Raw genomic sequence first — 23,361 nt, 5'->3', positions numbered from 1 at the left:
CGGAAGGCCGGCCGGTCCAGGCCCTGGGAATCTGACATCACGTCAGCTAACGTCCTCCCTCGCCAGGTTCACAACCGGTGGAGGGGGATGTCCCCATGGCCTTCACAGTGGCCCGCTTCAATCTCGTCGATCCCGGCGCGACCCCCGAGACGCTCGCGGCCCGTTACCGCGCGGCGCTGGAGATGGCCGCGTACGCCGACGACCGCGGTATCGACACCATCCAGACCGAGGAGCACCACGGCGCGGTCAACAACTGGCTGCCCTCCCCCTTCGTGTTCGCCGGAGCCGTGCTCGGCGGCACGAGCCGCATCGCGGTCACCGTCTCCGCGATCATCGGCCCGCTCTACGATCCGCTCCGGCTGGCCGAGGACATCGCCGTGCTCGACCTGATCGGGCGCGGCCGGCTCGTCACCGTCGCGGGCATCGGCTACCGGCCGGAGGAGTACGAGCAGCTGGGAGCCGACTGGAGCCGGCGCGGCGCGCTTCAGGACGAACTGCTGGAGACGCTGCTGACGGCCTGGAAGGGCGAGCCGTTCAGCTACCGCGGCCGTACGGTCCAGGTCACCCCGCGTCCGTACACCCAGCCGCATCCCCTGCTGCTGGTCGGAGGCTCCTCGAAGGCGGCCGCGCGGCGGGCGGCCCGTCTCGGGCTGCCGTTCTTCCCGAGCGCGCATCTGCCCGAACTGGAGGCGTACTACCAGGAACTGCGCACGCAGTACGGCACGGACGGCTTCTGCATGATGCCCGCGGAGAAGACCCCGCTGCTGCATCTGTCCGAGGATCCCGACCGCACCTGGGCGGAGTTCGGCGAGCACTTCCTGCACGAGGCGCGCACGTACGCCTCCTGGCAGTCCGCGGACATCCGCTCGGCGGTGCGGTCGAAGGCGACGACGGTCGAGGAGCTGCGCGCCGAGGGGGTGTACCGGGTCGTCACGCCCGACGAGTGCGTGGGTCTCGGGGCCGACAGCCTGGTCCTGCATCCGCTGTGCGGCGGGATGCCGCTGGACGAGGGATGGCGTTCGCTCCAGCTCTTCGCCGAACAGGTGATTCCCCGGCTGACCGCTGCGTAAGGCCCGGTGACGGCGGACTGCCCCGGCTCGATCGGCGAGCCGGGGCAGTTCCGTGAAGAGGAGAGGGGCAGCGGGGATTAGCCCATCTCCTCCAACGCCTTGCCCTTGGTCTCCTTCACGAACAGCAACACGAAGGGGATGGAGAGCACGGCGAAGAATGTGTAGATGATGTAGGTGGCCGAGAGGTTCCAGTCCGCCAGGCTCGGGAAGCTCGCGGTGATGGCCCAGTTGGCGATCCACTGCGCGGACGCGGCGACACCGAGAGCGGCGGCGCGGATCCGGTTCGGGAACATCTCGCCGAGGAAGACCCACACGACGACACCCCACGAGAGGGCGAAGAAGAGCACGAAGACATGGGCCGCGATCAGGGCGACGAGGCCCTGGGTGTCGGGGAGTTTGCCGTCGACGAGGTCGGCGGAGAAGGCCCAGGCCTCGACGGCGAGGGCGATGGCCATACCTGCGGAGCCGACCAGGGCGAGCGGCCTGCGGCCGACCCGGTCGACCAGGACCATCGCGATCACGGTGCCGATGATGTTCACGATCGACGTGGTGAACGAGTAGAAGAACGAGTCGGTCGGGTCGATGCCGACGGACTGCCAGAGCGTCGAGGAGTAGTAGAACGCGACGTTGATGCCGACGAGCTGCTGGAAGACCGAGAGGCCGATACCGACCCACACGATGGGCAGGAAGGCGAAGCGCCCGCCCAGCAGGTCCTTGAACGTCGACTTGTGCTCCCGGCGCATGGCCCGGTCGATCTCGGCGACCCGGGCGTCCAGGTCGATCTTCGTGCCCTCCACCTCGGCGAGGACCTCCTTCGCCCTGGCGACCTTGCCCACGGAGATGAGGAACCGGGGCGACTCGGGAATCGCGAAGGAGAGCAGTCCGTAGAGCACGGCCGGGACGACCATGACGCCGAGCATCCACTGCCAGGCCTCGATGCCGGCGATCTCACCGCGCTGGTCGCCGTCGGCGATCTGGAGGATGCCGTAGTTCACCAGCTGGGAGATGGCGATACCGATGACGATCGCGGCCTGCTGGAAGGAGGCGAGCCGGCCGCGGTAGGCGGGCGGGGAGACCTCGGCGATGTAGGCGGGGCCGATGACCGAGGCCATACCGATGGCGAAACCGCCGACGATGCGCCAGAAGGCGAGGTCGTAGAGGGCGAACGGCAGGGCCGAGCCGACGGCGCTGATCGTGAAGAGCACGGCGGCGATCTGCATACAGCGGATGCGGCCGATGCGGTCGGCGATACGGCCGGCCGTGGCGGCGCCGATGGCACAGCCGATCAGGGCGATGGCGATGACCTGGGCGAGGGTTCCGGACCCGATGTCGTAGCGGTCGCGGATGGCTTCGACGGCTCCGTTGATGACCGAACTGTCGTAGCCGAAGAGGAATCCGCCCATCGCGGCCGAGGCCGTGATGAAGATGACATGCCCGAGGTGGTCGGGGTGGGCCTCACGGGCGCCCGATGCCGGTGGTGGCTCAGTGCTGGTCACGTGTACTCCTGGGGCCTCCGGCAGCGCCGGGCGTGGGGGGCGAGCCCTTCAAGTGGCGCACAACTTCATGCGGCCCACCACTTGAAGGTAAAAGCAACGTTGCAGAGACTATTCGTTCAAGTTTCGAAGTCAATACCTCACCGCCAACGGATTTGGGACACAGGCGTGTCGACTTCAGTTCAAGAGTTGAAGAGTTGTCAGCGGAGGCGCTGACTGATGACCTTGGAGACTCCGTCGCCCTGCATGGACACGCCGTACAGCGCGTCCGCGACCTCCATCGTCCGCTTCTGGTGCGTGATCACGATCAGCTGGGACGACTCCTGGAGCTCCTGCATGATGCGGATCAGGCGCTGGAGGTTGGTGTCGTCGAGCGCCGCCTCGACCTCGTCCATCACGTAGAACGGGCTCGGCCGCGCCTTGAAGATCGACACCAGCATCGCCACCGCGGTCAGCGAACGCTCGCCTCCCGACAGCAGGGAGAGCCGCTTGACCTTCTTGCCCGGCGGCCTGGCCTCCACGTCCACACCCGTGGTGAGCATGTTGTCGGGGTCGGTCAGGATCAGCCGTCCCTCGCCCCCGGGGAAGAGGCGGGAGAAGACGCCCTCGAACTCCCGGGCGGTGTCGCGAAAGGCCTCCGTGAAGACCTGCTCGACGCGCTCGTCCACCTCCTTCACCACCTGAAGCAGGTCGGCCCGCGTCTTCTTCAGGTCTTCGAGCTGCTCCGAGAGGAACTTGTGGCGCTCCTCCAGCGCCGCGAACTCCTCAAGGGCCAGCGGATTCACCTTTCCGAGCTGCTGATACGCCCGTTCGGCCGACTTCAAGCGTTTTTCCTGTTCGGCGCGGACGAAACGTCGCGGCTGGTTGCGCGGGTGGTCCGGGTCCTCCGGCAGCTCCTCGCCCTCGGCCGGCAGCGACGGCGGCACGAGCTGGTCCGGCCCGTAGTCCGAGACCAGCCCGGCGGGCTCCACACCGAGCTCTTCGAGCGCCTTCGTCTCCAGCTGCTCGATCCGCATCCGCTTCTCGGCGCCGAGCACTTCGCCCCGGTGGACCGAGTCGGTGAGCTTGTCGAGCTCGCTCTTGAGGTCGCGGCCCTCGGTGCGGGCCGCCGTCAGCTCCCGCTCCCGCTCGGCCTTCGCCGCCTCGGCCGCGACCCGTTCTGCCTCGGCGCGCACCAGTGAGACCTCGACATGGGCCAGCAGCTGGCGGGCGCCGCTCGCCACCGCGGCGGCGACCTCCGCCTCGTGCCGCAGCCGTGCGCGGTGCTGTTCGGCCCGTGCCCGCGCCTCGCGTTCGGCGCGCGCTCCGCGGTCGAGCGTGTCGGCCCGCCCGGCGAGCCCCTTCACCCGCTCCTCGTGCGTACGGACCTGGAGCCGGGCCTCCATCTCGGTCTGCCGCGCGTTGGCGCCGTCCGCGGCGAGCCGGTCCCGTACATGCGTGTCGGGCTCCTCCTCGACGGGCGTCTCCTCGGCGACCAGCAGCCGTTCGGCCAGTTCCTCGGCCTCCCCGCGGGCCCGCTCCAGCGCCTCCTGCGCCCGGGCGACGGCCGCGGTCGTCCGCTCGGCCTCACCCGCGGCGCCGCGCGCCTGACCCGCGAGCCGGCCCAGCCGGCCGGAGACCGCCGACTTCTCCCGGTCGGCCGCCCTGCGGCGCTCCCCCAACTCCTCGACGAGCCCGGCACATGCGGTGCGCCGCCCGGCCGCCTGCTGCTGGGCGGCCGCCAGTTCCTCGCACCGCACGGCGAGCTCCTCCAGCTCGGCGGCGGCCTCGTCGACGGAAGCCTGTACCTCCAGAAGACTCGGCGCACCGGCCGAGCCGCCCTGCGCGAAGTGCGCGCCGAGAACATCGCCTTCGGCCGTCACGGCGGTGAGTCCGGGCCGTGCGTGGACCAGGTCCTCGGCGTCCTCCAGCGTGCCGACGACGACGATGCCCCGCAGCAGCGAGCGCACGGCGGGCATCAGTTCCTCGGGCCCACGCACCAGATCGGCGGCGTACACAGGGCCGTCCGGGTGCCGTTCCTCGGCGGTCTCGGGGCCGCCGGCCAGCAGTATGGCGGCGCGCCCGGCATCGGTCTTGCGCAGCAGCCGCAGTGCTTCGGCGGCCGTCGCCGTGGTGGAGACGGCGACGGCGTCGGCGGCCGCGCCGAGGGCCGCCGCCACCGGTACCTCATGGCCGGGTGCGACCGTGAGCAGCTCCGACGCCGGTCCGAGCAGTCCGCCGAGCCGGTCCTTCGCCGCCAGCAGGGCACCGGTGCCGTCCTTACGGCGCAGGCCCAGCGCGAGCGCCTCACGCCGGGCGGCGACAGCGGCGCGCTTGCGCTCGGCCGCGGTGAGTTCCTCGCGGGCCGAGCTCAGGGCCGCCTCGGCCTCGCCCAGTTCCCGCTTGGCCGCATCGTGCCGCTCACCCAGCTCCGTGTCGTCGGCGTCGAGGCTGTCGACCTCGGCCTGGAGCTGCTCGTACTCCTCCTGCGCGGCGACCGCCCGCTCCTGTGCCTCGTCCTTGGCGGCGGCCAGCCGGTCGATCTCGGCCTGCGCCGAAGCGGCCCTGCTGCGGGCGGCGTTCACCTGGCCGCCCAGCCGGGCCAGTCCTTCGCGACGGTCCGCGATGGCACGGGCCACGTCCTTGAGCCGGCGTTCCTCGACCGCGAGTTCCCGTTCCAGATCGGCGCGGTGCGCGACGGTGTCCTCCAGGGCGCGCTCCGCCGCGTCCAGCGCGGCCGCCAGCTCGGCCTCCTGCTCACGGATCCGGGCGGCCTCACGCTCCATGTCCTCGGGATCGCGGCCGCGCCGGTCCTCCGCGGGCTGCGCGGTCGCGCTCTTGACCCGGGCGTCGGCCAGCGAGACGGTGCCGCGGACGCGCTCGGCGAGCTGGGAGAGTTCGTACCAGCTCTGCTGTGCCTGCTGGAGCCGCGGCGCGAGCCGCCGCACCTCGTCCTCGAGATCGGCCTCCCGGCCGAGCGCGGCCTTGAGTTCGGCCTCGGCCGCCTCCTTGCGTTCCTTCAGCGCGGCCTCGTCGGCGACCTCGGTGCTCAGCGCCTGCCTGAGCTGTGCGAGATCGTCGGCGAGCAGCCGCAGCCGGGCGTCGCGCAGGTCCGCCTGGATGACGGCGGCGCGGCGGGCGACCGCGGCCTGCCGTCCGAGGGGCTTGAGCTGCCGCCGCAGTTCGTCGGTCAGGTCCTGGACGCGGGCGAGATTGGCCTGCATCGCGTCCAGCTTCCGCAGCGCCTTCTCCTTGCGCTTGCGGTGCTTGAGGACCCCGGCGGCCTCCTCGATGAACGCCCGCCGCCCCATGGGGTCGGCGTGCAGGACGGAGTCGAGCTGGCCCTGGCCGACGATGACGTGCATCTCGCGGCCGATGCCGGAGTCGGAGAGCAGCTCCTGGATGTCGAGCAGCCGGCAGGTGTCACCGTTGATCTGGTACTCGCTGCCGCCGTTGCGGAACATGATCCGCGTGATGGTGACCTCGGCGTACTCGATCGGCAGAGCGCCGTCGGAGTTGTCGATCGTGAGGGAGACCTCGGCGCGGCCCAGTGGCGGGCGCCCGGTCGTCCCGGCGAAGATGACGTCCTCCATCTTGCCGCCGCGCAGCGACTTGGCCCCCTGCTCGCCCATGACCCAGGACAGCGCGTCCACGACGTTGGACTTGCCCGAGCCGTTGGGGCCGACGACACAGGTGATGCCCGGCTCGAACCGCAGTGTCGTGGCGGAGGCAAAGGATTTGAACCCGCGCAGGGTCATGGCCTTGAGGTGCACGCAGCCGGACTCTACCTTTCGCCTCGCTCGGACCGCCGGACCCGGCCCGTCCCGGCCTGCCCCCAGGGACAGTTCGCGGGTGCGCTCGGTCTCGCCATCCGGGACGGCGGGCGGCTCACGGTTTCACCCATGAGGGCGCAGGGCAGATCACGCGGTAGAAGAAGGACTGTAGGACGCCGGGGGGAAAGAAAGAAGGGACGCCGAAGCGTCCCTTGCATATCTTGTGCGGTTGATCTACCGGCGTGACCGAGCTCTGTCAGGTGAGCGCGGGCTCCGCCTGGGGTACGTCGATGTCGATGCCGTCAAGCAGCGACTCTCCAGGGTGCTTGGCGACGGCAGCGTTGAGCGCGTCGTTCTCGGACTGGATCCGTACAAGCTCGGATTCGAGGTCCTGGACGCGCTGCTGAAGCCGTCGCATCTCGGCGAGGAGTCGCGGGTCGGAGCCGCCGACGTAACCGAGAAGCGCCTTTGCCATGATGGATGGTCCTCCACACTGAGTGACCGACCGGAAGCGGTGTGGGTCGTGAGGGAATCGCACCCGCGGTGCTCGACAGTGCTATTGGTGCTCATGTCGCTGCGGTTCGTACTGCCAAACAGCTAAGGTGCGCGGGGCTTCCAGAGTCTCACCAAAAAGTTTGACGGTCAACACGATCACACCCCGTATCAAGGGCGAACCCGGGCGCTCGCTGCCGCGCAACACGCGGTGGAGCCTCTTCTCCGGGGCCGAGGGGCGTGGAGATCATCCTTACGGCCGCAGCCTGGCATGACAAGCCCTTCTTGGCAACCACCAGGCTGTTTCTGCCACGGACAGGTGCCGGAGGCATGCGTTCCGCGACGGCCGGGGCGGGCCGGCGGGGGAACCTCAGCGGATCGCGAAGCTCTCGTAGCCTCCGCGGGGCGTGTCCCAGATCTCAGTGACGCCGTCGACTCGACCGGGTGTGTCGTCGGACCGCAGCCAGTCCAGCAGACGGTGGCAATTCTCACGTGGACCCTCGGCCACGACCTGCACCCTGCCGTCGTCCAGATTGAGGGCGAAGCCGGTGAGGCCGCCGATCTCCAAAGCGTTTGCCCTGGTGAACCAGCGGAATCCCACTCCCTGTACTCGGCCGCGTACCCACGCCGTCAGACGTACAACATCATTCATGGCTGCAAGGTAGCGAATGGACCACTGCTGCATCACATCCCTTTTCGGCGTCATGGCGTACAGTCCGGTCGAAATGAAACTCACCCGTTCGGGTGAGCCTCTTTTTGTACAGCCGTCGAGCACAAGGAAGGCCAGCAGATGGGACGTCATCGACGCTCCGCCAAACGTGCGGGCAGGCCCGTACGCACTGGACTGCTCGGCGTCTCCGCTGCCGTGGCGGTGGGCGCCGTGATCGTCGCGTCCGGCCTGCTGCCGGGTGGCGACACCTCCATCGTGGGCGGCGAGAGCTCGCCCGCCAAGCAGGTCCGCAGCGAGGGATCCGCCCGGCTTCAGACCCAGGGCGACGCGAGCGCCGAACCGACGCCCGAGACGTCGTCGCCGGCCGCCCCGTCATCGCCGTCCTCGCCCGCCACGACGCCCCCGCGTCCGAAGGCACCGGCGAAAAGCCCTGCTCAGAAGCGCGCGAAGCCCGTGAAGCCCGTGAAGCCCGCGGAGCCGACCAAGCCCGCGAAGCCGGCGAAGCCGGCGGCCAAGCCGTCGACGAAGGCTCCGGCCCCGAAGCCGGCCAAGCCCGCTCCCGAGAAGAGCGAGAAGGAGAAGAAGGAGAGCGCCCCGACCCGTACGGAGTCGCGCGCCCCTGACCGCACTCCCGACCGGCAGAAGCCCGTGTCGCCCTCCTCCGAGGCAGCGGCCGAGGCCGAGGTGCTCAACCTGGTGAACGAGGAGCGGTCCAAGGTCGGCTGCAGCCCGGTCCGGACCGACGCTCCGCTCGCCAAGCTCGCCGGCACCTTCAGCAAGGACATGGCCAACCGCGGCTTCTTCGGACACACCGACCCCGACGGCGATTCCCCCTGGGGCCGCGCCGCGCAGTCCGGCGTGACCAACCTCGGCGCCGAGAACATCGCCCGCGGCCAGGCCGACGCCTCCGCGGTCATGAACTCGTGGATGAACAGCGAAGGCCACCGAGCAAACATTCTCAACTGCGATTACAAGACGCTCGGCGTCGGTGTCCACATGGCCGACGGCGGCCCGTGGTGGACGCAGGACTTCGGCTTCTAGCAGTCGCGCCGGGAGCTGCCCGGGGCTGGAGCCTCCTGCGCTAGAGCTTCCCGGGCAGCGGCGTGCGCACGATTCTCGGCGGGCGCTGACAGCGCGGGCAGAAGTAGCTGGAACGGTTCATCCAGGGGCGTCGCCGCATCAGGGTGCCGCAGCGACGGCAGGGCTCGCCCTCGCGGCCGTAGGCGTCCAACGAGCGATCGAAATAGCCCGATTCGCCGTTCACGTTCACATACAGGCTGTCGAAGCTGGTGCCTCCGACGGCCAGGGCCGCGTTCATCACGTCCCGCACATGACCCAGCAGCTCGGCCGAGCGGGCACGGGGCAGGCCGGTCGTGGGGCGCTCGTAGTGGAGCTTCGCCCGCCACAGGGCCTCGTCGGCGTAGATGTTGCCGACCCCGCTGATCAGTGACTGGTCCAGCAGTGCCCTCTTGATCGTGGTACGCCGCAGCCGCAGCGCGGTGTGGAAACCACCGTCGTCGAAGGCCGGGTCCAGCGGATCCCGGGCGATGTGTGCGATGACGTCGGGCAGCCCGTCCGGGGTGTTGTCGTGGAGCGAGAGCCCGCCGAAGGTGCGCTGGTCGACGAACCGGAGCTCGGTGCCCAGGGAGTCGTCGAAGCGGATCCGGATCCGGAGATGCTTCTCGTCGGCGGCGTCCTCCGGCTGCACCAGAAGCTGTCCGCTCATCCCGAGGTGTCCGAGGACGGAGCTGTCGGTGTCCGCCAGCGGCAGCCACAGGTACTTTCCCCGCCTGCGTGCTATCCCGACGCTGTGCCCCTTGAGCCTGGCCGCGAAGTCCCCGGCGCCGGCGAGATGCCGGCGCACGGCGCGCGGGTGCAGGACCTGCACCTCGGCGATGGTCCGTCCGCTGACCCAGCGCTGCAGTCCGCGACGTACGACCTCGACCTCGGGCAGCTCGGGCACGGGGCTCCTTCCGGGGAGGCTCGGAGTGACGCCCGCAGCGTACCTCTCCGTCACCTGCGGAAAAACGCCGAGGCCCCTGCGCTCCGGGAAGGAACGAGGGGCCCCGACGAGGTCGGAAGGAATGCAGCACCACGGACCGGGCCGGGCCCGGTCAGAAGGTTCCGAGGACTAGGCCGTGGCCCGGTCCGCCGGTTCCGAGGACGAAGAGGTGTCGGCGGCCTCTCCGTCTGAGGCGTCGGCAGCAGTGGCCACCGTCTCCTCCGAGCTCGCTGCCGCGGCAGCGAGTTTGTCCGCCTCGGCCTTCTCCGCCTCGGCCTTCTCGGCCTTGGCGGCGGCGATACGGTCGTCCGCGGCGGCACGAATCTCCCGCCATGCGGACTCCGCCGCCTGCTGCTCCGCTTCCTTCTTGCTGCGGCCGGTGCCGGTGCCGTACGAGACACCACCGACGCGGGCGGCAGCAGTAAAGGTCTTCTCGTGGTCCGGGCCCGTCTCCGTGACGAGATATTCCGGAACGCCGAGTCCCTCGGCCGCGGTGAGCTCCTGGAGACTGGTCTTCCAGTCCAGGCCCGCACCGAGGTTCGAGGATTTTTCGATCAGCGGGTCGAAGAGCCGGTGCACCAGCTCGGACGCCGCTTCGAGACCCTGATCGAGATAGACGGCGCCGATCACCGCTTCAAGGGTGTCGGCGAGGATGGATGCCTTGTCCCGTCCGCCCGTGCCTTCTTCACCCCGGCCGAGCCGGATGAAGAGACCCAGTTCCAGACCGCGACCGACTTCCGCCAGCGCACGCGAATTGACCACCGCGGCCCGCAGTTTGGCCAGTTGGCCTTCCGGCAGGTCGGGGTGGGTGCGGTACAGCGTGTCGGTGACCACCAGACCGAGCACCGAGTCCCCGAGGAACTCGAGCCGTTCGTTGGTGGGCAGGCCGCCGTTCTCGTACGCGTACGACCGGTGGGTCAGTGCTCGCACCAGAAGGGCGGACTCGAGGTGATACCCGAGCCGCCCTTCCAGAAGCGTGTGGGACGAGGCTGCGTTGGCTGTGTTTACTGCGTCTGCCTGCTTCTTGGCATGGGACAGTTCAGACATCGGGCCTCTCACCAGCCGCTCAGACCTCGAGGACCTGGCGCTTGTTGTAGGTGCCGCAGCTCGGGCACGCGATGTGCTGCTGCTTCGGCTCCTGGCAACGCTCACACGAAACCAGGGTGGGGACCGCAGCCTTCCACTGCGACCGGCGGTGGCGCGTGTTGCTGCGCGACATCTTCCGCTTCGGAACAGCCACGGCTACTTCTCCTGCTTCTCGTCGACGCCCGCTTCGGCGCCGCCCATGTTGTCCTTCTCGCCGTCCTTGATGGTTTCGGCGAGTCCCTGCAGTGCCGCCCAACGGATGTCGGCGGCGTCATGGTGGTGACCGGGGTTCTCGTCCAGCCTGATCCCGCATTCGGAACACAGGCCGGCACAGGTCTCCCGGCACACCGGCTGCATCGGCAGTGCGAGCACCACCGCATCACGCAGCACGGGCTCGAGGTCGAACAAGCCGTCCTCGAGAAAGAGCGTGTCCTCGTCCTCGGCGTCGTCGACGGGTTCCGCAGTGCGAGTGCGGCTCCGGTCATCGGCGTCGGGGTACGAGAACATCTCCTGGAAGTCCGCCGCGACCTCTTGGTGCAGCGGCTCCAGACACCTTACGCACTCCCCCTCGGCGGTCGCACGGGCGGTGCCGGTGACAAGCACACCTTCCATGACCGACTCGAGACGGAGGTCGAGCTTCACGGACGCACCTTCCGGTACGCCGATGACTCCTTCGATACCGAAGGTCGCCGGCGAACCGGGCGCCTCCACCGAGCGGGACACCCGCTGGAGCGCGCCGGGACGCCGGCCCAGCTCGTGTGTGTCGAACACGAGGGGGTTGCGGTGGTCGAGGCGGGCGTTCAGGGGTCTTCCTGCTTTCGAATCGTGGGGAGTGGGCCGGCCCGGTGCTCCGAGGGAGCGGGCAGCCTGCATCGCGGATCTACGCGCGACCGAAGAACCAGGTTACCGGACGGGCCGCCGTAGACCCAATCCGGTCCCCGTCGGCAGCCGCTCCGCCCGGGGTCAGTGCCCCTGCTCGTACCGGCGCAGCTGTTCGAGGTCGATCATGCTGGTGTCGAAGAGGCTGGTCTCGTCGAGGGCTGCCGCCTGCTGCTGGTGCTGCTGTGGCTGCTGCTGGACCGGCTGCTGGTACGCGTACGGGTCCTGCTGGCCGTACTGCTGGTCGTAGCCCTGCTGCTGGTACCCGGCGTAGGGGTCCTGCTGGTACGCGGCGTACTGCTGGTGCTGGTCGCCGTAGCTCGCGGCGTAGGGGTCCTGCTGGGCCGGGATCGCGGGCTGGGCCTCGGCCACCGGCTGGTACTGCGGCTGCTGGGGCACGGGGGCCTGCTGCGGCATCGGGGTCTGCTGGGGCTCCGAGATCTCGGCCAGTCCGGCCAGGTAGTCGGCGTCGCTGGAGTGCTGGACGCCCGCGGCGTCCTGAGCGGCCATGTGCTCGCCGAGCGCGTCGCTGGTGGTGCGGCCGTGGAGCTTCAGCCGGCCGCGGCCGACGGCCTCCAGGGTCTTGGACAGGACCGCCTCGAAGGCGCCGAGCTTGGCGTCCACGTACTCGTCGGCGCGGCCGATCAGGGTCTGCGGGTCCGAGCTGTACTCGGGGGCGTCCTCGTCGGCGTATCCCTGCGCGTCCAGGCCGGGCCCCCGGCCGAGCAGCTTCTCGCGGCCGCGGTCCACCGAGCCGATGGTCTTGGTGAGGACGACCTCGAAGTTGGCGAGCTTGGAGTCGACGTAGTCGTCGGCCTCCGCACGGATCTCCTCGGCCTCCCGGCGGGCCTCGGAGAGGATGCGGTCCGCCTCGTCCTGGGACTGGCGGGCGACATGGGTGTCCGAGATCAGCGAGCCGCGTTCCGCGTGGGCGCTCTCGATGATCCGCTCCGCCTCCTGGCGGGCCTGGGCGACCAGCTGCTCACGGCCGCCGATCAGCTCCTGGGCATGCGCGAGCGAGCCGGGCAGGGCCTCACGGACCTCTTCGAGCATGGCGAGCAGCTCGGCGCGGTTGACCACGCAGGAGGCCGACATGGGCATGGACCGGGCCGAGCCCACCGCCTCGACGATCTCGTCGAGCTTCTTCTGCACGTCCACCGTGGTTCGCCACTCTCTGCCTGATATGAGACGGACGGGACGACTGTACGGCCCCCGACCGTCCGCCGGACACCGGGTGACGGGCTGTCAGTACGTCACTTCTCGGCGAGCCGCCGGGTGAGTGCCTCGTGCACGACGGGAGGCAGCAGGTGGGAGACGTCACCGCCCCAGGCGGCGACCTCCTTGACGAGGCTGGAGGAGAGGAAGCTGTAGGTGGGGTTGGTCGGGACGAAGAGCGTCTCGACGCCGGAGAGGCCGTTGTTCATCTGGGCCATCTGCAGCTCGTAGTCGAAGTCGCTGACCGCCCGCAGGCCCTTGACGATGGCCGGGATGTCCCGCTGCTTGCAGAAGTCGACGAGCAGGCCGTGGTGGGACTCCACCTCGACGTTGCCGTAGTCGCTGGTGACGTCGCGGATCAGCTCGATCCGCTCGTCGACGGTGAACAGTCCCTGCTTGGACTGATTGATCATCACCGCGACATGTACGACGTCGTACAGCTTGGAGGCGCGGGCGATGATGTCGAGGTGTCCGTTGGTGATGGGGTCGAACGACCCCGGACAGACTGCTCGGCGCAACTGAAGTCCCTCGCTCTCCGGTCCGGTCATGGTGCGTCTTCGCACGTAGAGGCGGCGCGACCGTACCAAAGCGTTCCCTCGCCGTAGCGACGGGCCCGCACCGGTTCGAAGCCCTGCGGCCAGACGAATTCACCGCCTCTGGTGCTGCGCTCCACGGTGACGACGGCATCGTCCGCGAGCCAGCCCTCAGAGCGGAGTGTGAGCAGGATCTCGCGAAGATCATCGTCGGTGACGGCGTACGGCGGGTCGAGGAAGACCACGTCGTAGGGGTCGCCCGGCGCCGGACCCGTCACGATCTGTTCCGCTTTGCCGGTACGGACCTCGGCACCCGGCAGTCCGAGGGTGCCGACGTTCTCCCGGACGATGCGGGCGGCACGCGCGTCCGCCTCGACGAGCAGCGCGTGGGACGCTCCGCGGGAGAGTGCCTCCAGGCCGACGGCGCCGGAGCCCGCGTAGAGATCGGCGACCCGCAGTCCGGCCAGCGTGCCGAGGAGCGATTCCCAGCTGGAGAAGAGGCCCTCGCGAGCACGGTCGGACGTGGGGCGGGTGCCGGTGCCGGGCGGGACGGCCAGGCGGCGTCCGCCGGCCGTACCGGCGATCACGCGGGTCATCTCAGTCCTCACTCGCAAGCGGCCGGGAGCTCGTGCCGGCCGGCCTGGCCAACATCCTCACGGACCAGTGTCTCAGCCCTTGTCGAGATACCGCTCGCGCTCCTTGTCCAGCAGGGCGTCCAGGGCCGTGCGCAGCTCGGGGAGCCGCTCCAGCTCCGGGTCCTCGCCGACGACGGTGACGGCCTCCTCGCGGGCGGCGGCGATGACCTCCTCGTCGTCGATGACGGTGAGCATCCGCAGCGAGGAGCGCACACCCGACTGGGCCTGGCCGAGGACGTCGCCCTCGCGGCGCTGTTCGAGGTCGATACGGGAGAGCTCGAAGCCGTCGAGGGTGGCGGCGACCGCGCCGAGCCGGGCCCTGGCCGGGGTCGCCTCGGGCATCTCGGTGACCAGCAGGCACAGTCCGGGGGCGGAGCCACGGCCCACCCGGCCGCGGAGCTGGTGCAGCTGCGAGACACCGAACCGGTCCGCGTCCATGATCACCATGGCGGTGGCGTTCGGGACGTTGACCCCGACCTCGATGACGGTGGTGGCGACCAGGACGTCCACCTCGCCCGCGGCGAAGCGGCGCATGACGTCGTCCTTGTCGTCGGGCGCCATCCGGCCGTGCAGGACCTCGACGCGCAACCCGTCGAGGGCTCCGCGGGAGAGCTCCTCGGCGATCTCCAGGACGGCGAGCGGCGGCCTCTTCTCCGCCTCGTCCTCGGCCGACTTCTTCTTCGTCTTCTCGTCCTCGCCGTCGCCGATGCGGGGGCACACCACATAGGCCTGGTGGCCCTTGCCGACCTCTTCGCGGACGCGCTCCCAGGCGCGCGCCAGGAAGTGCGGCTTGTCCTGGGCCGGGACGACATGGGTGGCGATGGGTGAGCGGCCGGCGGGCAACTGGTCCAGTACGGAGGTCTCCAGGTCGCCGAAGACCGTCATGGCGACCGTCCGCGGGATCGGGGTCGCGGTCATCACCAGCAGATGCGGCGGCTGCTTCCCCTTGGAGCGCAGGGCGTCGCGCTGCTCCACACCGAAGCGGTGCTGCTCGTCGACCACGACGAGTCCGAGGTCGTGGAACTGCACCTTGTCCTCGATGAGCGCATGGGTGCCGATGACGATGCCGGCCTCGCCGGTCACCAGATCGAGCAACGCCTGCCGGCGGGCGGCGGCGCCCATCGAACCGGTCAGCAGCACGACCTTGGTGGCCTTCTCGGCGCTCCCGAGCATGCCGCCCTCGGCGAGCTCGCCCATCATCTCGACGACGGAGCGGTGGTGCTGCTGGGCGAGGACCTCGGTGGGCGCGAGCATCGCCGCCTGACCGCCGGTGTCCACCACGGTGAGCATGGCGCGCAGCGCGACCATGGTCTTGCCGGAGCCGACCTCGCCCTGGAGCAGCCGGTGCATCGGATGCTCGGTGGCGAGGTCGTCGAAGATCTCCTTGGTGACCTTGATCTGCCCGTCGGTGAGGGTGAAGGGCAGCTTGGCGTCGAAGGCGTCGAGCAGCCCGCCCGGGACGGGCCGGCGGGCCACGGCGGGCAGTTGGGTCTCCGCGAAGCGCCGCCGGGCCAGCGCCACCTGGAGCACGAACGCCTCGTCCCACTTGAGCCGCTGCCGGGCGTCCTCGATGTCGGCCTTGGTGTGCGGCCGGTGGACCTTCAGCAGCGCCTCGGGCAGCGGGACGAAGCCGCGTCCCTCGCGCAGGGCGGGCGGCAGCGGATCGACCGCTTCCCGGGCGCTCGGCAGCACGGCGTCGACCGCCTTGGCGATCTTCCACGACTCCAGCCCTTTGCAGGCCGGGTAGATGGGGATGAGCGCGCCCGCCCAGGACTCGACGTCAGGGGAGTCGTCCCCGCTGTCGGCGGCGAGCTTGGCGTACGTCGGGTGGGCCAGCTGGAGCTTGCGGTTGAAGACGGAGACCTTGCCGGCGAACATCGCCCGGCTGCCGGGCAGCAGTTCCTGGTGCGGTTTGTGCACGCCCCGGCCGAAGAAGACCAGCTGGAGCCGGCCGCTGCCGTCCGTGATGGTGATCTCCAGCCGCTTGCCGCGGCCGGCGTTGAAGGTGTGCACCCGTGCGTCGGCGACCTGCGCGACCACGGTGACGTCCTCGTCCAGCGGCAGCTCGGCGAGCCGGGTGAGCTGGCCGCGCTCCTCGTACCGCCGGGGGTAGTGGTGCAGCAGATCGCCGGTGGTGTGCAGGTCGAGCTGCTCGGCCATCACCTTCGCGGTGGCGGCTCCGAGCGTCTTCTTCAGGGGTTCGTCGAGCGCGGACACGCGATCCATTGCACACCACGGCACCGACAGACGTCGCACACCTGTGGATAACCGCTGGTCACACCGGTGCCGTGGACCCTAGGATGGCGCGGTCTCCCCCGCCTTCCCCGCTGCCTGCCCACGCCGCGATCACCTTCGACGGGATCGCCCGACCCGCGCCGCCGCTCGTCCCCCCACCGGCGCAGCGACGATGACTTCTGAGACCACGCGACCCACGTCCGAGACCACCCCGCACACCTTCCAGGTGGATCTGCGCGGCCTGGTGGATCTTCTCTCCCATCACCTCTATTCGAGCCCCAAGGTGTATCTGCGCGAACTGCTGCAGAACGCCGTGGACGCGATCACGGCCCGGCGGGCCGAGGAGCCGGGCGCACCCGCGCGGGTACGCCTCTTCGCCGAGGGCGGGCGGCTGCGCGTCGAGGACTCCGGCATCGGTCTGACCGAGAGCGATGTGCACAGCCTGCTCGCCACGATCGGCCGCAGCTCCAAGCGTGCCGGTGCCGACGGCATCGCCTCGGCGCGCGCCGACTTCCTCGGCCAGTTCGGCATCGGGCTGCTCGCCTGCTTCGTCGTGGCTGCCGAGATCCGCGTGGTCAGCCGTTCGGCGCGGACGCCGGACGCGCCGCCCGTGGAGTGGTCGGCCCGCGACGACGGTTCGTACACCGTGCGTACGCTGCCGGACAGCGCGCGTCCCGAGCCCGGCACGACCGTGCATCTGACCGCCCGCCCGGGCAGCGGCGACTGGCTGACGGAGGAGCGGGTGCTGGCGCTCGCCCGGGACTTCGGCTCGCTGCTGCCCTACGACGTACGGGTCGGGGACACCGCGGTCACCGATCTGCCCTCGCCCTGGGACCGCGCCTACCCGGGCCCTTCGGCCCGCCGGGTGGCTCTGGCGCGCCACTGCCACGAGCTGTTCGGCTTCACCCCGCTCGACTCGCTCGACCTGAACGTCCCGCTCGCCGGGATCCGCGGGGTCGCGTACGTCCTGCCCCAGGCCGTCAGCCCCGCCCAGCGTTCCGGCCACCGGGTGCATCTGAAGGGCATGCTGCTCACCGACCGGGCCGACGAACTCCTCCCGGACTGGGCCTTCTTCGTACGCTGCGTGATCGACACCGACTCGCTGCGGCCCACCGCCTCCCGCGAGTCGCTGTACGCCGACGAGACGCTGGCGGCCGTACGGGAGGCGCTCGGCGCCCGGATCAGGGAGTGGCTCACGGGTCTGGCGGCCGGTGATCCCGACCGGCTGGCGCAGTTCCTGTCCGTCCACCACCTGGGTGTGAAGTCGCTGGCCAGGCACGACGGCGAGATGCTGCGCACGATGCTGCCGTGGCTGCCGTTCGAGACGACCGACGGCTCGCTCTCGCTGGAGGAGTTCGCCCGTCGGCATCCGGTGGTGCACTTCACGCGCACCGTGGAGGAGTACCGCCAGGTCGCACCCATCGCGTCCGCGCAGGGCATCGGCGTCGTCAACGGCGGCTACACGTACGACACCGAACTGGTCGAGAAGCTCCCGTCGGTTCGGCCCGGAACCGTCGTCGCCGAGCTGGACGCCGACACCGTCACCGCGCATCTCGACACCGTGGACCCGGACGCCGAACTCGCGCTGGCGGGCTTCCTCGCGGCGGCCCGCGCCAAGCTCGATCCGCTGGGCTGTGACGTGGCGTTGCGCGCCTTCCACCCGCTGACCGTGCCCGCACTGCATCTGGACGACCGTGCGGCCCGTCATGAGCGCTCTCGCGCCGAGGCGGAGGAGCAGGCGGACGATCTGTGGGCCGGCATCCTCGGGTCGCTGCGCGGCAGCGCGCCGAGGGCCCGGCTGGTGCTCAACCACCTCAACCCCCTGATCCGCAGGATCAGTTCGCTCGACGACAGGGAACTCGCCGGGACCGCGACGGAGGCCCTGTACGGGCAAGCCCTGCTGATGGCGCAGCGGCCGCTGCGCCCGGCCGACTCCGCACTGCTCAACCGTGCGTTCGTCGGCCTGCTCGAATGGGCCACCCACGACCAGGAGAACGGCCGATGAGTACCGACGTCACATCCCTGCGGCAGGCCCTGGCCGACAACTACGAGGAGCCGGAGGGCCCGGCGCGCAACGCCCGCGCGGAGCGGATATTCGCCGGCATCGAGCAGTCGGGCGACACCGACCTGCTGATCGACGGCCTCAACCATCTGATGCAGGTCTACAACTACAGCTCCGAGGCGGACAAGATGTTCGTCCCCTTCTCGCGGCTGCTGCGCATGTGGGACGAGCGGCCCGGTGACTTCGACGGCCAGCAGACGCACAGTCTGTTCTGGATGTTCAAGTGGGTCTCCAGCGGCATGATCGACCAGCCCCACATCCCGCTCGCCTCCATCGAGAAGTGGCAGGGCGAGATGGAGCACCGCTACCGGGTCGCCGGGCACTCCGAGCGTGCCGTGCGCCAGGGCGAGCTGCGGATCGCGCGCCATGTGGGCGACACGGAGCGCGCGAGACGTGCGTACGCGGCCTGGCAGGCGGCGGACCGCGACGACAAGAGCGACTGCCGGGCCTGCGAGCTGCGCGCCCAGGGCTCGTACCTGGCGCACCGCGGCGACGACGCGGAGGCGTTGGAGACCTGGCGGCCGGTGTACGAGGGCGAGTTCAGCTGTGCGCACGAGCCGCACGCCGTGCTCTCGTCCTCGCTGCTGCCCCTGCTGCGTCTCGGGCGGCCGGACCAGGCTCGCGCGCATCATCTGCGGGGCCACCGGATGGTGCGCTCGATGGAGAGCATGCGCAGCGCCGTCGCCCAGCATGTCGAGTTCCTGGCGCTGACCGGCAACGAGGCACGCGGTCTGGAGATCCTCGCCGAGCGTCCGGCGTACTTCACCGACTCCGGGGAGCCGAGCAGCCTGATGGGCTATCTCGCGGTGACGGCGCTGCTCACCGACCGGCTCACCGCCCTCGGCCACGGAGAGCAGAGCCTCGCCGGACCGGGCGGCCGCGACTGGGCGGCGCGCGAACTGGCGGTGCACGCCCGCAAGGAGGCCCTGGCTCTCGCCGCGCGGTTCGACGAGCGCAACGGCAGCTCCGAGGTGAGCCGCACGATCCGGGAACGGATGGACCAGGAACCGCTGCTGGAGCGGCTGCCGCTGGGGCTGCGCCCCTCCCGGCCCGTCCCGGTGCCGCGCCCGGCCCCGGTCCCCGCGCCCGCCGCCTCCCTCGACTCGCTGCTGGCCGAGGCGCGCAGCCTCTCGGAGGCGCAGCGCCCCGACTCGCTGGAGGCCTGGGCGGCCGTCGCCGCCGCGGCCGGGCGCGAGGGTGCCGAGCTCGGCGCGCGCGACCGTGCCGAGCTGGAGGAGCACCGGGGCCTGGACCGTACGGTGCCGCCCGCCGAGAGCGCCGCGCACTTCCGCGCCGCCGCGGACCACTACGAGAGCGCGGGTGACCTCGGCCGGGCAGTCGCCGCACGGGCGAGGGCCGCCTACGCGCTCTGCCAGGACGAGCACTCCGAGCAGGGTTTCGACGAGGCGCTGGCCGAACTGGCCGGGCTCCGGGCCCGGATGCCGGCCCTCCAAGCGGAAGGCAGCGCGAGCGCCCACCAGGTGAGCCGGGTGCTGCTGTGCCGCTGCCGCATCCTCAACGACCGGATCCATCTGTCCGAGGACACGGCGGCCGCGGTCGGTGCGCTGGAGGAGTCCGTACAGGAGCTGCTGGCCTTCGCCGAGCCGCACCGGGACGACCCGGGCGTCGGCACCACGGTCGGGGAGGCACTCGGCTACCTCGGCAACATCACGGCCTTCGGGGGTGACGCGCAGGAGGCAGCCCGTCTGTACGCCCGGGCAGCCGAGGCGTACATCGCAGCGGAACGCCCCTGGTACGCGGTCGAGGCCGAGACCCAGCTCGCGGGGGTGAGCCGGCATCTCGGCGACCCGGAGACGGCCGAGCGCGCCTCCCGCGCGGCCCTGGAGCACGCACGGGCCTACGCCGAAGCGGGCGGGCTGTGCAGGCTGCACCTCCAGCTCGTCGAGTCGCTCGCCGACAACGACAAGCTCGCCGAGGCCGCCGAGCACGCGCTGGAGGCCGCGCACTGGGCGGACGAGGCGGGCGAGAGCAAGGGCAACGGCGCGTACGCGCGGCACCGGCTCGGCGGCTTCCTGCTCCAGCTGGGCCGCGTCGACGAGAGCGCCGCGGTGCTGGAGGCCGTGCTGCCGGACCTGACCGCCGACGATCACGGCGACGGCATGATCGTGCAGACACTGTGGTGGCTGGGCGACTGTCTGGCGGCGCTGAACGAGCCGCGTTCGGCTGCCGAGCACTGGCTCAGGGCGGCGGACATCGCGCGCGGATGGCCGGAGCAGCGCGACCACGCGATGCTCGCGAACCTGGCCGGCCAGGCGCTGTACCGGGCCGACCTCAACTCCGAGGCGGAGCTGGCCTATCAGCGTGCCGGAGAGCTGTGGCGGGAGCTGGGCGACGTCCACGCGTATGTGCGGACGCTGCGGGTGCGGGCCTGGATCGCCGTCCGTGAGGGCCAGGCGGGCCCGGCGGTGGCGCGCGAGCTGATGGCGTCGGCTGCGCAGGCGTGCGAGGCCGCCCCGGAGGGTGCCGACGACCGGGAGGCACGCGACGGCCTCCGCGCCGAACTGGCCGACACCCACCGGCAGACAGCCGAGCTGATCGCGTCCGCCGTCGAGGGCGGGCCGGGCGAGAACGACACCGACGGCTCGGCACGGGCCGCGTACACGGAGGCGGTGGCGTCCGCGGAGAAGGCGATCGCCGCGTTCACGGCAGCGGGCGAGCAGTACGCCGAGCAGCGGGCCCGGTCGGAACTCCTTGCGGGCTGGCTGGAGGCGGACCTCGGCGCGGCCGACGCGGCGGAGGCCCGGGCCCGGGGAGTGCTGGCACGGCACGGCGCCGAGGGTGTGGGCGCGGATGCGCGGTCACTGCTGGAGTACGTGGGCAAGGGGTGAGCGGGAGGCCCTGCGGCGGGGAGCCGGCCGGGAGCGAGCCGGGGGCCCGGGCCTCGGAAGGCTGAAACCCGGCCTGACGGCAGGGCCGGGCCTCGGGAGGCTGAACCCGGCCTCACGGCAGGCCCGGGCCTCGGGAGGCTGAACCCGGCCTCACAGCAGGCCCGGGCCTCGGGAGGCTGAACCCGGCCTCACAGCAGGCCCGGGCCTCGGAAGGCAGACACCGGGCCTCACCCCGGGGCCGGGCCTCACGGCAGGGCCGGGCCTCACCCCGGGGCCGGGGGTACTGCCTCCGGCCCCGGCCCGGCCGCCCGCTCCCCTACTCCACACCGATCAGCAGCGGTGTCGAACCCCGCCCGCCGCGGTAGAGCACGGTGTCCACGGCCAAGTGCGTGTCCCTGACGTGACGTTCCAGCTTCGCGGCCACCTCGTCGCCGTCGGCGACGCCCTCACCCAGCACCAGCGTCACCAGTTCGCCGCCGGCCGCCAGCATCCGGTCCAGCACGGTCGTCGCCGTCGTCATGAGGTCCGTGCCGATCACCGCGACGTCTCCGTCGATCAGACCGAGCACATCGCCCTCCTGGCACACGCCGGCGGTCGTCCACGACTGCCGCTCGGCCACCGTGACTTCGGCGTAGCGCGTCGCCCCGGCGGCCGCCGTCATCGCGACCACGTCCTCGTCGAAGCGCCGGTCCGGCTCGTGCACCGCCAGGGCGGCGATGCCCTGCACCGCCGCGCGCGTGGGGACGAGAGCGACGCGGACGCCTTCCGTCCTGGCCTGTTCGGCCGCGGCGGCGGCCGTGTGCCGCAGGTCGGCGGAGTTCGGCATGAGGACGACCTCGCGGGCGTGCGCGCGGCGGATGGCGTCGACGAGTTCGCCGCTGACGGGCGGCTCCCCCGGCCGTGCGAGCACCGTCGTCGCGCCCGCCTCGGCGCACAGACCGGCGAGCCCCTCACCGGAGACGACCACGACCACCGCCCGCTGCACCTGCTCCCGTACGGGGGCCGCCGCCAGGTCGAAGTGCGTGATGCGGATCCGGTAGGGGCGCCCCGCCTCGACACCGGCCTCCACGGCGGCACCCGCGTCGTCGACATGGACGTGGACATTCCACAAACCGTCGCCGCCGACGACGACCAGGGAATCGCCGAGGGAGTCCAGCCGGGTCCGCAGCCGCGCCACGGCCTCGTCCTCCGCCTCCAGCAGGTAGATCACCTCGAACGCGGGACCGCCGTCGTCGGCGCAGGGCTGCGCCGGGGCGCCGAGACCTTCGGGACCCGGCCGTACGTGCGCCAGCGGCGGGGGCACCGGGGCCTCACCCGACACCGCCTCGACCAGCGCGCCCAGCACCGCGAGAAGCCCTCGCCCGCCGGCGTCGACGACTCCCGCACGGCTGAGCACGTCGAGTTGTCCGGGCGTCGCCTCCAGCGCGGCCCGTGCCCCCTCGTAGGCCGCGCGCGCGGCATCGTCGGGGGCGCTCTCCGCGGCTTCCGCGGCCGCGGAAGCCACGCTCAGGATCGTTCCTTCGACAGGGTGCGCGACGGCCTCACGGGCGAGCGCGGAAGCCCTTCGCAGAGCGCCTGCCAGGTGGTCCCCGTCGCAGAGCCGCTCCGCCATGCCCCGCAGCAGCTGCGCCAGGATGGTGCCGGAGTTCCCGCGGGCCCCGATCAGCGCTCCGTGCGCCATGGATCGGACCGCGTCGGCCGCCGCGGGGGCCGAGGACCCCGTCTCGTGCGCGGCGAAGACGGCCTCGACCGCCTGGGCCGCCGATTCGAGGGTCAGATAGAGATTGGTGCCGGTGTCCCCGTCCGCGACGGGGTAGACGTTGATCGCGTCGATCTCCTCGCGCTCCCGGCCCAGTGCCTCCAGCGCCCGTGAGCACCAGATGCGTACCGAGGCGGCGTCGAGGGTCTGCGGCACCTGGTGATCCTCCTTGAGCGGCGGGTTGCACCGCAGAGTAGACCCCGGTGGGAGCGGGGGCCGGGGAGGGGGCGGGGCGAACCGTGGTAGTTTCGTATCTCGGACGCAGTCGTTGTATGCTGCTCCGGTTGCCCGATGAAAGTCGGGCCATTCCCCCGGCAAAGCCACCGAATCAGATCACTGATTTCCGGCCGCCGGAATTCACTGTAAGTGCATCTGAAGTCTTTGGAGTGACCCGTGGCTGCCAACTGCGACGTCTGCGGCAAGGGGCCGGGCTTCGGCAACAACATTTCGCACTCGCACCGCCGTACGTCTCGTCGCTGGAACCCGAACATCCAGCGTGTGCGTGCCGTGGTCGGTCGGACGCCGAAGCGGCTCAACGTCTGCACCTCGTGCATCAAGGCCGGCAAGGTCTCGCGCTAACCGCGACGTTTCGTCGTAGCGCAGCCCCTGCGGTTGCCTTGAAAAGCCGG

At 71.0% G+C, this 23,361-nt stretch carries 18 protein-coding genes; 5 read left to right on the top strand and 13 right to left on the bottom strand.

Annotation, left to right across the window (positions count from 1 at the left end; all coding sequences use genetic code 11):
* Positions 1-95: 95 nt before the first annotated feature.
* Complete coding sequence (locus tag ACQPWZ_RS26150) at positions 96-1,070, top strand: LLM class flavin-dependent oxidoreductase (RefSeq protein WP_433572515.1); 975 nt, start codon at positions 96-98, stop codon at positions 1,068-1,070.
* A gap of 77 nt (positions 1,071-1,147) precedes the next feature.
* On the opposite strand, the gene ACQPWZ_RS26145 is transcribed toward ACQPWZ_RS26150, so the two are convergent.
* The 4 genes from ACQPWZ_RS26145 to ACQPWZ_RS26130 all read right to left on the bottom strand — a co-directional run bounded on the left by ACQPWZ_RS26145 (position 1,148) and on the right by ACQPWZ_RS26130 (position 7,459).
* Entirely contained in the window at positions 1,148-2,566 is a 1,419-nt protein-coding gene (locus ACQPWZ_RS26145) for a sugar porter family MFS transporter (protein WP_340475639.1), read from the bottom strand.
* Between the two features lie 197 nt (positions 2,567-2,763).
* A complete protein-coding gene (gene smc, locus ACQPWZ_RS26140; protein ID WP_433572514.1) occupies positions 2,764-6,315 on the bottom strand; it encodes a chromosome segregation protein SMC in 3,552 nt (1,183 codons plus the stop codon).
* A gap of 256 nt (positions 6,316-6,571) precedes the next feature.
* Complete coding sequence (locus ACQPWZ_RS26135) at positions 6,572-6,790, bottom strand: hypothetical protein (protein ID WP_313943858.1); 219 nt, start codon at positions 6,788-6,790, stop codon at positions 6,572-6,574.
* A 387-nt stretch (positions 6,791-7,177) separates the two neighbouring features.
* A complete protein-coding gene (locus ACQPWZ_RS26130) occupies positions 7,178-7,459 on the bottom strand; it encodes an acylphosphatase (protein ID WP_340478019.1) in 282 nt (93 codons plus the stop codon).
* Between the two features lie 138 nt (positions 7,460-7,597).
* On the opposite strand from ACQPWZ_RS26130, the gene ACQPWZ_RS26125 reads away from it, so the two are divergent.
* Positions 7,598-8,518 carry a CAP domain-containing protein gene (locus ACQPWZ_RS26125; RefSeq protein ID WP_433572513.1) on the top strand — a complete coding sequence of 307 codons (921 nt, stop codon included), beginning with the start codon at positions 7,598-7,600 and terminating at the stop codon, positions 8,516-8,518.
* A 40-nt stretch (positions 8,519-8,558) separates the two neighbouring features.
* Here ACQPWZ_RS26125 and mutM read toward each other — a convergent pair whose 3' ends face one another.
* The 8 genes from mutM to recG all read right to left on the bottom strand — a co-directional run bounded on the left by mutM (position 8,559) and on the right by recG (position 16,053).
* Positions 8,559-9,440, bottom strand: a complete 882-nt coding sequence (gene mutM / locus ACQPWZ_RS26120) for a bifunctional DNA-formamidopyrimidine glycosylase/DNA-(apurinic or apyrimidinic site) lyase (RefSeq protein WP_433572512.1) — start codon at positions 9,438-9,440, stop codon at positions 8,559-8,561.
* 168 nt (positions 9,441-9,608) lie between these two features.
* A complete protein-coding gene (gene rnc, locus ACQPWZ_RS26115; protein WP_433572511.1) occupies positions 9,609-10,526 on the bottom strand; it encodes a ribonuclease III in 918 nt (305 codons plus the stop codon).
* 19 nt (positions 10,527-10,545) lie between these two features.
* Positions 10,546-10,719: a 50S ribosomal protein L32 gene (gene rpmF / locus ACQPWZ_RS26110; RefSeq protein ID WP_026165248.1), complete on the bottom strand. Its 174-nt coding sequence runs from the start codon at positions 10,717-10,719 to the stop codon at positions 10,546-10,548.
* 2 nt (positions 10,720-10,721) lie between these two features.
* Entirely contained in the window at positions 10,722-11,336 is a 615-nt protein-coding gene (locus tag ACQPWZ_RS26105) for a YceD family protein (RefSeq protein ID WP_340475632.1), read from the bottom strand.
* Positions 11,337-11,528: 192 nt separating this feature from the next.
* Positions 11,529-12,602 carry a DivIVA domain-containing protein gene (locus ACQPWZ_RS26100; RefSeq protein ID WP_433572510.1) on the bottom strand — a complete coding sequence of 358 codons (1,074 nt, stop codon included), beginning with the start codon at positions 12,600-12,602 and terminating at the stop codon, positions 11,529-11,531.
* Positions 12,603-12,697: 95 nt separating this feature from the next.
* Positions 12,698-13,177, bottom strand: coding sequence for a pantetheine-phosphate adenylyltransferase (coaD, locus tag ACQPWZ_RS26095; protein ID WP_313948853.1), 480 nt, complete (start codon positions 13,175-13,177; stop codon positions 12,698-12,700).
* Positions 13,178-13,203: 26 nt separating this feature from the next.
* Complete coding sequence (gene rsmD / locus ACQPWZ_RS26090; RefSeq protein WP_340475630.1) at positions 13,204-13,788, bottom strand: 16S rRNA (guanine(966)-N(2))-methyltransferase RsmD; 585 nt, start codon at positions 13,786-13,788, stop codon at positions 13,204-13,206.
* Positions 13,789-13,860: 72 nt separating this feature from the next.
* Positions 13,861-16,053: an ATP-dependent DNA helicase RecG gene (recG, locus tag ACQPWZ_RS26085; RefSeq protein ID WP_433572509.1), complete on the bottom strand. Its 2,193-nt coding sequence runs from the start codon at positions 16,051-16,053 to the stop codon at positions 13,861-13,863.
* Between the two features lie 181 nt (positions 16,054-16,234).
* Here recG and ACQPWZ_RS26080 point away from each other — a divergent pair, with 181 nt between their 5' ends.
* Positions 16,235-18,067, top strand: coding sequence for an HSP90 family protein (locus ACQPWZ_RS26080; RefSeq protein WP_433572508.1), 1,833 nt, complete (start codon positions 16,235-16,237; stop codon positions 18,065-18,067).
* On the top strand, positions 18,064-20,973 hold the full coding sequence (locus tag ACQPWZ_RS26075) for a tetratricopeptide repeat protein (protein WP_433572507.1): 2,910 nt from the start codon (positions 18,064-18,066) through the stop codon (positions 20,971-20,973). Before ACQPWZ_RS26080 ends, ACQPWZ_RS26075 begins: the two co-directional genes overlap by 4 nt.
* A 316-nt stretch (positions 20,974-21,289) precedes the next feature.
* Here ACQPWZ_RS26075 and ACQPWZ_RS26070 read toward each other — a convergent pair whose 3' ends face one another.
* Complete coding sequence (locus ACQPWZ_RS26070; RefSeq protein ID WP_340475625.1) at positions 21,290-22,888, bottom strand: DAK2 domain-containing protein; 1,599 nt, start codon at positions 22,886-22,888, stop codon at positions 21,290-21,292.
* A 237-nt stretch (positions 22,889-23,125) separates the two neighbouring features.
* Here ACQPWZ_RS26070 and rpmB point away from each other — a divergent pair, with 237 nt between their 5' ends.
* Positions 23,126-23,311 carry a 50S ribosomal protein L28 gene (gene rpmB / locus ACQPWZ_RS26065; RefSeq protein ID WP_003957616.1) on the top strand — a complete coding sequence of 62 codons (186 nt, stop codon included), beginning with the start codon at positions 23,126-23,128 and terminating at the stop codon, positions 23,309-23,311.
* The last annotated feature ends 50 nt before the right edge of the window (positions 23,312-23,361 follow it).

The organism is Streptomyces sp. CA-251247 (assembly GCF_050952975.1).
Taxonomy (GTDB): domain Bacteria; phylum Actinomycetota; class Actinomycetes; order Streptomycetales; family Streptomycetaceae; genus Streptomyces; species Streptomyces achmelvichensis.
Note: the sequence above shows the minus strand (reverse complement) of the source record. Positions and strands in the feature narration are given on the sequence as shown.

Excerpts from the sequence above, each read along its gene's own strand:
- ACQPWZ_RS26135 (WP_313943858.1), bottom strand. The coding sequence starts at position 6,790 with ATGGCAAAGGCGCTTCTCGGTTACGTCGGCGGCTCCGACCCGCGACTC.
- rnc (WP_433572511.1), bottom strand. The coding sequence starts at position 10,526 with ATGTCTGAACTGTCCCATGCCAAGAAGCAGGCAGACGCAGTAAACACA.
- ACQPWZ_RS26150 (WP_433572515.1), top strand. The coding sequence starts at position 96 with ATGGCCTTCACAGTGGCCCGCTTCAATCTCGTCGATCCCGGCGCGACC.
- ACQPWZ_RS26080 (WP_433572508.1), top strand. The coding sequence starts at position 16,235 with ATGACTTCTGAGACCACGCGACCCACGTCCGAGACCACCCCGCACACC.
- ACQPWZ_RS26075 (WP_433572507.1), top strand. The coding sequence starts at position 18,064 with ATGAGTACCGACGTCACATCCCTGCGGCAGGCCCTGGCCGACAACTAC.
- ACQPWZ_RS26130 (WP_340478019.1), bottom strand. The coding sequence starts at position 7,459 with ATGAATGATGTTGTACGTCTGACGGCGTGGGTACGCGGCCGAGTACAG.
- ACQPWZ_RS26125 (WP_433572513.1), top strand. The coding sequence starts at position 7,598 with ATGGGACGTCATCGACGCTCCGCCAAACGTGCGGGCAGGCCCGTACGC.
- rsmD (WP_340475630.1), bottom strand. The coding sequence starts at position 13,788 with ATGACCCGCGTGATCGCCGGTACGGCCGGCGGACGCCGCCTGGCCGTC.
- recG (WP_433572509.1), bottom strand. The coding sequence starts at position 16,053 with ATGGATCGCGTGTCCGCGCTCGACGAACCCCTGAAGAAGACGCTCGGA.